Annotated in this window: 12 protein-coding genes; 3 read left to right on the top strand and 9 right to left on the bottom strand. The window is 61.8% G+C overall.

The features are described from left to right. Positions 1-15: 15 nt before the first annotated feature. From ACODSO_RS28575 to ACODSO_RS28610, 8 genes are all read right to left on the bottom strand, one after another. A complete protein-coding gene (locus ACODSO_RS28575; RefSeq protein WP_489040002.1) occupies positions 16-777 on the bottom strand; it encodes an alpha/beta hydrolase in 762 nt (253 codons plus the stop codon). 42 nt (positions 778-819) lie between these two features. Next, a complete protein-coding gene (locus ACODSO_RS28580) occupies positions 820-1,236 on the bottom strand; it encodes an LLM class flavin-dependent oxidoreductase (protein ID WP_489040003.1) in 417 nt (138 codons plus the stop codon). 34 nt (positions 1,237-1,270) lie between these two features. After that, positions 1,271-1,564, bottom strand: coding sequence for a hypothetical protein (locus tag ACODSO_RS28585; RefSeq protein ID WP_489040005.1), 294 nt, complete (start codon positions 1,562-1,564; stop codon positions 1,271-1,273). A gap of 225 nt (positions 1,565-1,789) precedes the next feature. Continuing rightward, complete coding sequence (locus ACODSO_RS28590; protein WP_489040006.1) at positions 1,790-1,924, bottom strand: hypothetical protein; 135 nt, start codon at positions 1,922-1,924, stop codon at positions 1,790-1,792. A gap of 97 nt (positions 1,925-2,021) precedes the next feature. Then, a complete protein-coding gene (locus ACODSO_RS28595; RefSeq protein WP_489040007.1) occupies positions 2,022-3,050 on the bottom strand; it encodes an LLM class flavin-dependent oxidoreductase in 1,029 nt (342 codons plus the stop codon). Positions 3,051-3,135: 85 nt separating this feature from the next. Beyond that, positions 3,136-3,306, bottom strand: coding sequence for a hypothetical protein (locus ACODSO_RS28600; RefSeq protein ID WP_489040008.1), 171 nt, complete (start codon positions 3,304-3,306; stop codon positions 3,136-3,138). A gap of 98 nt (positions 3,307-3,404) precedes the next feature. Next, positions 3,405-4,154 (bottom strand): IclR family transcriptional regulator, encoded by a 750-nt coding sequence (locus ACODSO_RS28605; protein ID WP_489040009.1) that lies wholly within the window; start codon positions 4,152-4,154, stop codon positions 3,405-3,407. Further along, positions 4,151-5,623, bottom strand: coding sequence for an APC family permease (locus ACODSO_RS28610; RefSeq protein WP_489040010.1), 1,473 nt, complete (start codon positions 5,621-5,623; stop codon positions 4,151-4,153). The genes ACODSO_RS28605 and ACODSO_RS28610 overlap by 4 nt, the downstream gene beginning before the upstream one ends. Before the next feature lie 442 nt (positions 5,624-6,065). On the opposite strand from ACODSO_RS28610, the gene ACODSO_RS28615 reads away from it, so the two are divergent. The 3 genes from ACODSO_RS28615 to ACODSO_RS28625 all read left to right on the top strand — a co-directional run bounded on the left by ACODSO_RS28615 (position 6,066) and on the right by ACODSO_RS28625 (position 10,181). Then, the gene (locus ACODSO_RS28615) at positions 6,066-8,009 is read left to right on the top strand and encodes a primary-amine oxidase (RefSeq protein WP_489040012.1); all 1,944 of its coding nucleotides are present in this window, start codon (positions 6,066-6,068) and stop codon (positions 8,007-8,009) included. Continuing rightward, positions 8,006-9,493 (top strand): ethanolamine permease, encoded by a 1,488-nt coding sequence (eat, locus tag ACODSO_RS28620; protein ID WP_075839849.1) that lies wholly within the window; start codon positions 8,006-8,008, stop codon positions 9,491-9,493. The genes ACODSO_RS28615 and eat overlap by 4 nt, the downstream gene beginning before the upstream one ends. Positions 9,494-9,656: 163 nt before the next feature. Continuing rightward, on the top strand, positions 9,657-10,181 hold the full coding sequence (locus tag ACODSO_RS28625) for a hypothetical protein (protein WP_489040014.1): 525 nt from the start codon (positions 9,657-9,659) through the stop codon (positions 10,179-10,181). Positions 10,182-10,260: 79 nt separating this feature from the next. Here ACODSO_RS28625 and ACODSO_RS28630 read toward each other — a convergent pair whose 3' ends face one another. Further along, complete coding sequence (locus tag ACODSO_RS28630) at positions 10,261-11,451, bottom strand: ArgE/DapE family deacylase (RefSeq protein WP_489040015.1); 1,191 nt, start codon at positions 11,449-11,451, stop codon at positions 10,261-10,263. Positions 11,452-11,516: the final 65 nt, after the last annotated feature.

Below are 11,516 nucleotides of genomic sequence, written 5' to 3' on the forward strand. Positions count from 1 at the left end.
TCTCGGACACGAAACTCACACAGACACTGGACTTCTACCTGGGGACCCAACCACGTAGGCTCCGCTGATGTACGGGACGTTCGCGTACACGCCGTCTATGCTCGCCAGCGTTCCTTTCCGCTTGGCGAGAAGAGTGGTGGCGAGAACCAAATTCGCTCCCCCGGACTCGCCTTGGAGGAGGATCTTGGTCAGGCCGAGGTCCGCGCGGTGTGCGTCGATCCAAGTCACTGCACTGACGCAGTCATCGAGGCCTGCCGGAAACGGATTGGCGCCCTCAGCTGTGTACGCGTTGCGGAAGTCCACCGCGATCGCCACCATGCCGGTGGCAGCGAGGTCGTGGCACCACTGCTGATGGACGTTGGCGAATGAGTCCAAGATCGTCATCCCTCCGCCGTGGATGTAGACCGTGCAGGGCAGCGGACCATCGACGCCGACCGGGCGATAGATGCGGAGAGTAATGGAGTTCCCGTCGACCCCCTGGATCACCTCGTCCAGATATTCGACCGCGCTGGGGTCGTCGCCAGGCACACTATTCGGTAGAGCCTGATAGAGACCGCCGAACGCGGCATGTGATTCGGCGACTACCGAGGCAAGCTCTCGCGGTGAACTAGAACGGGAAGCATCCGGAGATGCCGCCCTGGCGTCCAAACCGAACGCCGCTAGCGCAGATCGCAGTCGGGGGTTCGTTCGAGTATCGGTACCAGCGCACGCTTCGGGATCACCCAACCGGCCGGGGCCGCGAATCCCTTCCGAAGCGGAGATCGTAGTGCTGTTCATGTCGGCTCCTGACTTGCAGTCTGATGTGATGCAAGTAACAGTTTACGCAACATTTCTACAATATGTAGCTTCTCGGGAAATGTGACCTGCTCGATGGTGGCGACGAACCCAACACGTGCAACCCCACCTACAGATGCTCCGGCGGGTGGCCGGCTTGCGCTCCGCGCGCCGGTAAAGATCGACAAGCGGGACGAATTGACGTGGTTCCCCACCGATGATGGCGATCATCAGAGTGAGCCCCAAAAGCCCTGCACGGGCGAAGGACTCGGGCGGTCCACCGACGCCGACCCAGATCGGCAATTGATCCTGCATCGGGCGGGTGTAGATGCCCTGACGATTCAGTGCCGGGCGGTGCCGACCGGACCAGGTGACCTCGAGGCTGCGGTGCGATGAGGATGATGTCATGCGGCCGAGCCGAGCCACGATGGACAATGGCTCGCTGATTCCTGTGGCACCCATGCCGGACACGGTGACTCGAACCCCACACCCGATGTCACTCTCCGGCCACCGCGACCGTCATCATGCGGGCCGACAGCAACGGCATCACCTCGTCGATGACGCGGTGGCCGACCGCCACCCGGCGCGGGTCCACCACCACAGGTGTGATCAGTACACCGTCTGCAACGGATGCAGCTTTGATATCGGCAATCAGACCTGCCAGCCCCCTCGCAGTTCCGACGTAGCGCACCGATTCATGCCTTGGCGCGGCGGAAGCAGCCAATTCTCCTCGGGCCGTTCGTGCTTCGCAGGCAATCTGTACTTCCAGCTCGAGAATGACGGCCAGCATCGACGCGTCCTTTCCCGCTTCTTCGTGTTCCCGTCTCGAGCGCGCACATCGTTCGCGCCTCGCCGAGGTCGGCCGAGCGAATGTGCACACTGCCGACCGGCGGCGGACCCGTGAGCCAGAACGGATGTCTTCCCGTCGGAGCGCAAGACGCGTCGAGGCCGACGTGAATCATCGTGGCGTCAGACATGGGCGGTCCACTCCTGGGGAGGATCGTCGCGAGATTGGTCATCGTTGCAAGAACGAGAACTCGGCGGCCGCGTCCACGACGTCGGTCGCGAACGTTCCGAGTGTCACCGCAGTCGCACCGCCGTCGACCGGAATCACGGTTCCGTTGACCGTACGCTGCCATATCGCTGGCAAGGAACGTAGCGACCGAGGCAATGTCGTTCGGAAATCCCACACGCCACGATGGTTGACCGGGCCCGAGGCGTGATGCCAGGAAATCCATGAACTCGGACTAGATCTGGGCCACGATCGGCGCGACCTCGGTGCCCAGCAGTTCGATGCCGCGAAGCAGATCACGGTGAGCCAATCGAGGATTCGTCATCTGCAACGACAGCCGGTCCACACCGCCCAGTTGCTCGCCGACTCGGACGATCTTGTCGGCCACCGTCTGCGGATCCCCCATGAAGAATGCACCGTCGGGACCGGAGGTGGCGTCGAACTGATGCCGGCTGGGCCGGGCGAACCCGCGCTCCCGAGAGATCTTGGTGAACATCTCGTTCCAACCGGGGTAGATGGTGTCTGCTGCGGCCTGGGTGGTCTCGGCGACGAAGCCGAACACGTGCAGCCCCACCTTCAGCTGCTCCGGTGGATGGCCAGCTTGCGCTCCCGCGCGCCGGTACAGATCGACAAGCGGGGCGAATTGACGTGGTTCCCCACCGATGATGGCGATCATCAACGGGAGCCCCAAAAGCCCTGCACGGGCGAATGACTCGGGCGTTCCACCGACGCCGACCCAGATCGGCAACGGATCCTGCAGCGGCCGCGGATAGATGCCCTGACGGTTCAGCGCCGGGCGGTGCTGGCCAGACCAAGTGACCTCGACGTTGTCGCGGATCTGCAGCAAGAGGTCCAACTTCTCGGCGAACAGTGAATCGTAGTCTGCCAAGTCCAGGCCGAACAGTGGGAACGACTCGGTGAAGGAGCCGCGGCCCACCACCAGGTCGATCCGGCCCTTCGAGATCAGATCGAGGGTGGCGAACTCCTGGAAGACTCGTACTGGATCGTCTGCACTGAGCACCTTGACTGCGCTACCGAGCCGGATGTTCTCCGTTCGCGCGGCCGCGGCAGCCAGAATGATCGATGGGGCCGAGTCGTAGTACTCGCTGCGATGATGCTCACCGACGCCGAACGAGTAGAGCCCGACCTGGTCAGCGAGGGCGATCTCCTCCAACAGATGACCCATCCGCTCTTCCGGAGCAATCACCCGACCGTCGGTCGGATCGGTCACGGAAGAGACGAAACTGTCTACGCCCACATGCATGGTAGGACCTCTCGATTCGGAATGGACGACTCCATAAGCATCAGTGAAGGTTCAATTATTCCGATCGAAAGCGAGCAGGCGGCAACTACTCCCCCCAGCGCTTCAACTCGTCCGCCGTGAAATACATCTGCTGCGTCGCGCCGAAGCGAACCAGCATCTGTCGCTTTTCCTCGTAGAACCACACAACGGTTCCGTAGACACCACTCATGGGCCCGCTCACCGTCGTGACGCCGTCGCCGATTTCGAAACCGTCCATGTATCCACCGTACCGAGTGTCGGACCGAACGTGCGAGCGCAGACTGGAGTTCATGCAACTGTGTGCGCCGCTAGGTCCCCTCGGACAACACGAGATGCTCAGAAAAGCAGGGGCGCAAGGACACTCGCGCTCTGCTGCAACGAGGAAGCACGCCCGATGAGAGCGTCGATGCGGGCGGACGGGCCGGCGAGGCAGAGGGCGCCAGCGGTGTCTCCGTTCGGGTCGCGCAGCGGTACCGCCAGGCAGGCGAGATCCTGTTCGAGCTGACCTACCTGGACAGAGAACTGCCGATCACGGATCGTGCGCATCTCGGTGTTCAAAGCAGCGAGATCGATGACAGTTGCAGAAGTGAGCTGCCGCAACTGAGTCGAGGGTAACGCCTCCTGCCAGATGGTGCGGTCCGAGAGAAGGAGTTTACCCGCGGCCGACGCGTGCAGATAGCGCACCAATTCCCGTTCAGAGCGCACGGGGTGGTCGGGGTCGGAGTCGAGGACCCGCAGCGTCGTGTTGTGGAATGCCATGACGTGGACGGCGAACCTGATGCTGTATCGGAGGTCGTCGAGTTGCCGACGCGCTGCGGTGGGAATGGTGGGCGCCGCTGCGGCGGTGACGAGCTTGTCCAGGCGTGCGCCGAGCCCGAAGCCTCGCAGGTCGGAGGTCCGCACCAAGTACTCCTCGGCGACCAGTGAGTTGATGAGCCGGTAAGCAGTGGCCTGAGGGAGGTGCAGGGCGGCGGCTATCTCCTTGGCGGTCACCCCCAGGCCGAGTGTGGCGACCACCTCGAGGATGTCGAAAGAGTTCGAGACGGTACTCGAGTGGCGCCGGGACGGGTCGGTGCGTGGACTCATCGGAACGTTGCTGCGGGCAATAGGTCGCTGAGCTGGGTCTCGTCGTAAATGCCGACCGACTCGAGTCGATGTGGAGCCAGTTGCCGAAGCGCAACGGTGTAAAGCACCGCCACGGCCATGATCAAGGCGTAGGCGGCGATGAGCACAATCCCGTCTTGGACAGCAAAGACTACGGCGTTGACGACCAGAACCAACAGGATGGTGGTGGTTGCGACACCGAGCACCCAGACAGAGGGCGTCGACTCTCCAATCCGCCGCAACAGTATTGGTGCGGACAAGCACCCGGCCAGGTAACTACCGATATATCCGCATGCGCTCAATGTAAGGAAAATTCGCAAACCCTGGTCAGGGGAAACACCGGCAAGCAGAACCGAGACCGGGATAGCTGTCACCACGATCATGGATGCGCCGATGGCGGAGGCAGGCGTTTGAAAACGTGGGTGGGTGCGACCGAGAGGTGAAGGAGCGACACCCTCGCGGCCCATGCAGAACAGCACTCGCACGAGGGCGTTGATCGACGCGAGAGTGCATGCGAAAAACGAGGCAGCGATTCCCAGGTCGAGGATGGCTGCAAGACTGGTCGAGCCCTGAGATGTCAGCAGAGCCACCATGGGCGTGGCGCTCTCGCGCACCGAATCGGGGGCGTAGGCGAGGGCGATCGCCTGCACCGGCAAGGCGATCAAATATAGCGCCGCGGCAGCGACGGGGGTCCACCTGATCACTCGCGGCACTGACAGAAATGGTTGGCGAGCCTCACCGCTCAGCGTCGTCGAGCTTTCGAAGCCGACAAAGGCGCTGACTGCGACGATGATCGACAACGCAGTACTTTGCGCGTTGCCCTCCCAACTCATGGCAGCAGAGGGAGGGGCGCCGGCGCGAGTCGTGGTGACCACAAGCAGAATTAGCAGGGCACCGACGAGCCCGATGGAAACGCATTCGACCAGCAGGGTGATTCGAGCCGAGACTCGAATTCCGCGAATCATGACCAAGGTGGCACCCGCTGCCGCCACCACCATCACCGCAATGATCACGCCCACGGGAATGGCTCGAACCAAGCCGGTAGCTACGACGATATGCGAAAGGTAAGTACCGACGGCGATCAAGCCGGCCATGCCTACCGTCGCATATCCGACAATCGCGGACCATCCGGTTGGCACAGCGACAGCCGGACCGAGGCCGCGGGCGGTGTAGCTGTAGATTCCGCCAACCGATGCCATTCTCTGGGCCATTGGCCGCAGGCACGCCGAGACGAGCAGGATGATCGCAGCCGCGCAAGCGAAAGCCACGAGCGCACCGCCCCCGCCTGCGGAACTGATCACTAGTACAGGGATCACCGCGGCCGCGCCTGAGGGTGCAACCGCTGCGACGGACTGCGCGAACACCGGTATGAACGGCAATTGGCGGCGCGGCAATCCCTGTACGGGTGAGTGCTTGGCGACTAGCGCCCGCTTGTGCGGCGAAGTTGTCATGTTCCGATTGCTCGTCTCTGCAACAGCAGCGGGATTGCCTGATCAGCAGCTGCGATCGGCCCTGGATGTGATCGATGTAGTGCCAGGGTCGAACTCGAACATTGCTCTTGGATGACACAAATGTTTCATTCATGTTAACCAGATCGAGAATTTTCCGCGTCGAAGTTCTCACCCTGGTTCTCGCCGACGAGTGCCTGCCGTCACAGTGCAGGGTTACGGTCTTGGTGGTGAGCGGTTGGTCACAGCACAGGTTCGAGCAATACCTCGAAGGCATCGGACAGCCGATCACTTCACCACGTATCGAAACCGTGATTACGTAGATCCCCCACTGATCGCTTCATGATGGGCCGGCGGCCGTGCCGACCGTGAAAGCCCGCCACCATCGAGGCCTTCGTCGTGATGTCGACGCGTGGACGATCTATCCCCAAGGAGCGAGGCACGCATGTCTATTCAGGAAATCGATCGCACAGCCGCAACAGCGAGAACCCATCCGCTCGATCCTCTCAGCCGGAATGAAGTCCGTGCGGCGGTGTCAGTGCTGAAAAGCACACAGGCCCAGTCCGACAGCTTCAGGTTCGTGCAGGTGGAGTTGAAAGAACCCACGAAAAGGGCACTGCGTGGCGACTTGTCGCAGATCCGCCGCGAGGCAAGCGCAGTACTGATCGACCGGTCTACGGGATGCGGTTACGAAGCGACCATCGACCTCGAAAACGAAAGCGTCGAGCGGTGGGTGGAACTGCCGAAAGGCGTTCAACCGCCGATCATGCTCGACGAGTTCGAGGAATGCGAGGTCAATTGCAAACGGGACCCCCGCGTCGTCGAAGCTCTGGCCGCGCGCGGGCTGACCGACCTGGATCTGGTCTGCATAGAGCCGTGGTCGGCAGGCTATTTCGGCAAGGACGACCAGGGTCGCCGCCTGATGCGCGCCCTCGTCTTCACCCGCCTGGACGCCAATGACAGCCCGTACGCGCACCCGGCCGAAGGATTGATCATCATCTATGACCTCAATAGCGGTGAGGTTGTGGAAGTAGAGGACAACGGCCTGATCCCGGTCCCCCGACAGACCGGCAACTATCTGCCCCAGCATGTCGGACCAGCACGTACCGACATCAAGCCCCTCGAGATCACCTCCCCCCACGGCCGCTCGTTCCAGGTCGAGGGCCAGCACGTGACCTGGGGTGACTGGAGTTTTCGTGTCGGCTTCACGCCTCGCGAGGGCTTGGTACTGCACCAACTGAAGTTCCGGGACGGTGGCGCGGATCGATCGGTCATCAACCGCGCCTCGCTGGTGGAAATGGTTGTGCCCTATGGGGACCCGTCTCCAGTTCAGCACAAGAAGAACGCATTCGACGCCGGCGAGTACAACATCGGCGCTCTGGCCAATTCCCTTGCGCTCGGTTGCGACTGTCTCGGTGAGATCCAGTATTTCGACGGCATCGTCACTGACAGTCACGGAAACCCGTTGACGATCGAGAACGCGATCTGCATGCACGAAGAAGACGACTCGATCATGTGGAAGCACTACGACTACCGACAGGACACTGCCGAAGTCCGGCGTTCACGAAAGCTGATCATTTCCTTCATAGCCACCGTCGCCAATTACGAGTACGGCTTCTACTGGCACCTCTACCTAGACGGCACCATCGAGTTCCTCGTCAAGGCCACCGGGATCCTCTCCACTGCAGGCCAGCAACCGGGCACCAAATCGCTGTACGGGCAAACCCTCAATAACGACGGCCTCTACGCCCCCATCCACCAGCACATCTTCAACGTGCGGATGGACTTCGAACTCGACGGCACCAAGAACGCTGTGTACGAGGTCGATACAGTCGTACCCGAAGTCAACGACACCCAGAACATCTTCTACACCGTTGACCGCCTTCTCGAACGAGAACAAGACGCAGTACGACGCGCCGACGCCGACAAGCACCGATTTTGGAAGATCGTCAACCATGAACAACGCAACATCGTCGACGAACCGGTTGCGTACCGACTCCAGCCCACCGACGCAATTACGTTGTCCGCCACTCCGGACTCCTGGGTGGCCAAGCGAGCAGGGTTCGCCACCAACAACTTCTGGGTCACCGCATACGAAGAGGACGAACGCTTTCCGGCGGGGGAATACCCGAACCAGTCCCGCGGCGGCGACGGCCTACCCGCATATATCGCGGGCAACCGAAGTATCGTCGACGAAGACATCGTGGTCTGGTACACCTTCGGCATGCATCACGTGGTGCGCCTCGAAGACTGGCCGGTCATGCCGCGACAGCACGTCGGGTTCATCCTCCAACCCCACGGATTCTTCGATCAGAACCCCACCCTGAACCTGCCTCGTCCCGAGCAGAAGACCGAGGGCGCGCATTGCGGATGCGAGGACCACGCGTGAGCACACATCCGCACGCTGCCTCCGGTCATCCCGCGCAGTCGGGCACGACCGGTGCCCACGCCGCAGGTGGAGTCGACTACGACAACGTCGCCGACGATTACATGCTCCGCCGCCAACTCCGTCGCGGCACCGCCGGGCCCGTCCTGCTCATCGGGCTCGGTGTGGGCTACGTCGTCGCAGGTGACTACGCCGGTTGGAACTTCGGAATCGGCTACGCCGGCTGGGGTGGCATGCTCATCGCGGTAGGGCTCATGGGCTTGATGTACACCGCGATGTGTCTGGCACTGGCAGAGATGGCTTCGATCATCCCCACCGCCGGCGGCGGTTACGGCTTCGCCCGTCGCGCGATGGGGCCCTGGGGCGGCTTCCTGACCGGTACCGCGGTGCTCCTCGAATTCGTGCTTGCCCCGGCCGCAGTGGTCACTTTCATCGGCGCGTACATGGACACTCTCTTCGGGATCAGCGGTCCGCTGGTGTACGCGGTGTTCTACATCGCATTCATAGGTTTGCACCTGTACGGCGTCTCACAAGTGCTCAAGCTGATGTTCGGTATCGCCATCGTCGCCGTGATCGGGTTGCTGGCCTTCTCGATAGGAATGATCCCGCACTTCGATGTCAGCAACCTCGTCGATATCGCCCCGACCGACGCTGTGGGCGCCAGCAGCTTCCTCCCGTTCGGCATCGTCGGGGTCTGGGCTGCATTGCCCTACGCGATGTGGTTCTTCCTCGCAGTCGAAGGTGTGCCCCTCGCGTCCGAGGAGGCCCGCAACCCGGTGCACGACGTCCCCAAAGGATTGATCGGTGGTGTGCTGGTGCTGCTCACCCTTGCCGCACTGTTGCTGACCCTCGGCCCCGGCGGTTCAGGAGCATCGAATCTTCAGGACTCCGACAATCCGTTGATCGACGCTATGGAAACCGCGAACGGCGGCAGCACCTGGCTGAGCCAGTTCGTCAACGTCATCGGTCTGGTGGGTCTGGTGTCGAGCTTCTTCACCATCACGTATGCCTACTCGCGACAGACGTTCGCACTTTCGCGGGCCGGCTACCTGCCCAAGGTGTTGTCGCTGACCAACGGCCGCAAGATCCCGTTCTTGGCACTCATCGTGCCCGGAGTGATCGGCTTCATCTTGTCTCTCACCAGCTCTGGGGACCTGCTCATCTTGATTTCGGTGTTCGGGGCCACCGTCTCGTACATACTGATGATGATCTCGCACATCGTCTTGCGGGTTCGGGAACCGAACTTGCACCGCCCCTACCGAACCCCCGGTGGGATGCTCACCTCCGGAATCGCTCTGGTTCTCGCAGTCGCCGCCCTCGCCGCCGGGTTCATGGTCGAACCCTCGGTGGTGTTGTATGCGGCCGCCGCGTACGCAGTGATGATCGCCTACTTCGCGTTCTACAGCCGACACCATCTCGTCGCGAAGGCACCCGAGGAAGAATTCGCGGCTCTCGAAGCGGCCGAATCAGAACTCGACAACCGATGAACGCGGTCCGGTCCGCTTCGAAAGACACTGCGGACCGGACCGTCTTCTCCATCTCAGCACAACTGTCGCGCAACCCAAATGCCGAAACCCAACGGCATCGCCCTCTTCGTCCCGGTACGGCCCGGCTCGACCGCAGTCAACCTGCATACCAAAGGAGTGTTCTATGGTCACCACCACCGCAGACGCCGCCGGTTGGCGGCCAACGGTGCCGGCAAATCCCGTGCGAGCGATCACCGCTGGGAAAGTCGCGGCCCTCCTAGCACTCTTGTGCGTGGCCGCGCATATCCCGGTACTGCTCACCCATCTCGCTATCTTCCCTGGCACCAGCCTGCTGATGCTCGCACTCGCCGTCACCTGTGTGGCCTGCGCCAGGCACCTGTGGACAAAGCCCACCATCCGCGACTGGTCCACGGCCGGTGTACTTGCAGCTTGCATGCTTGTTCTGCATGCAATGCTGATGTTCTCGATGACTCACACCGAAACCACCAGCGGTGCCGAATCTGCAAGCGCCACCGGCCATCATCACGGTCCAGCCGTCCGGCCAACAGAGACCGCGTCCATGCTGGACGGACCGGTCGAGGTTCTGTTTTTCGCCGCAAGCGCGCTCGCGCTGATTCAGGTTGCGATGGCGACGATAGTTGTCCTGCCAGTCACCTTGCGGCGCCCACGTGCGCCCCGGGCTACATGAAGACTGCGGGTTGACCGCAGCTATGTCCGCCCACGTTCCGAGAGTGTTCTCGTTCAGATCGACGAGGCTGCCGGCACGGTCACCGCACACCACACCAATCGAGTGCTGTGAGAGCCAAACTCTTCGTCGCGGAGATGATTTCGTCCACATCACAGTATTCGTTCGGCTTGTGGGCGTTTGCCAGATGGCCCGGCCCGTAATTCACAACCGGGATATCTGTTCGGGCAATCCATGTCGCATCGCAGGCGGCGGGAAACGCTTCGACTATTGCGGTGAGGCCGGTCCCCTGTTCGTGAGCGCTACCGAGAGTTCGGACGATTTCGTGATCATTTTGGGTGCTGAATCCTGGAAACTCGACCAGCCACTCGTAGCTGGGTGGGTGATCCGCCAACCAGGGGTCCAAAGAGACCGACCGGTTGACGAAACTTTCGATCTCGAGCTTCACTGCATCGGCGTCGTCCTCCGGTGGATACCACACGATGAAATCGATTTCACAGTACTCGGCGAAGACAAATGGAATGTCGATGTCTTTCCCACGTCCATGAATCGTTCCGGGCATGACGACGAAGTGTCCTGGTTTGAACAGTGGGCGCTGCTTGCCCAGGCCCCATTGCTCTTCGATCCCGTACAGCGCTTGCAGGACCAAGTAGCCTTTGTCGATCGCGTTCACGCCCGCCCGTGCACCGGCCCCGCCGGCCCGTATCAGCTCGCGGCGCAGCCCTGGATGCCCGGCGAGTCCCTCGACTCGGACTCGACCCCACAACAAGCTCGCAGCGGTTGGGTTGATCGTCAGCGGGGAATCGAAACTAGCGGATGGCTCGACGACTATTGCCGCGTCCGCTGTGTATCCGTTCTCCAGCAGGCAACCTGTCCCGACTTCGTGCTCGCCCAGTTCTTCGCCTGCGACGGAATGAACCACGAGGTCACCGGCCAGGTCGATACCCGACGTTCGGATCGCTTCGATCGCACTGAATGCGGCAACCACTCCGCTCTTCATGTCGCTTGCCCCTCGGCCATGTATTCGGCCGGAGATCTCGCTCGCGACGAAGGGGTCCCCAGTCCATGTATCGAGGTTTCCGGCCGGCACGACGTCGATGTGGCCGTTGAGCAACAGCGACCGCCCAGTGCCGCCGCCCTTCACGACACCCGCGAGGTTCTCGCGTTTCGCTACGCTCTTGACCAATTGGGAGCTGTCGAAAAGATAGCCGAATCTGTCGCGGAGCAAGAGGTTTGCCTCGGATTCCTGACCGAGATAGTCTTCGGGTCGCACGCCAGGATAGTGGTTGGGCCCCCGATAGCAGTCCAGCGTCTATGCGATAGCTAATTGGTTTTCTT

The sequence above is a fragment of the Rhodococcus sp. FG69 genome (assembly GCF_057808915.1).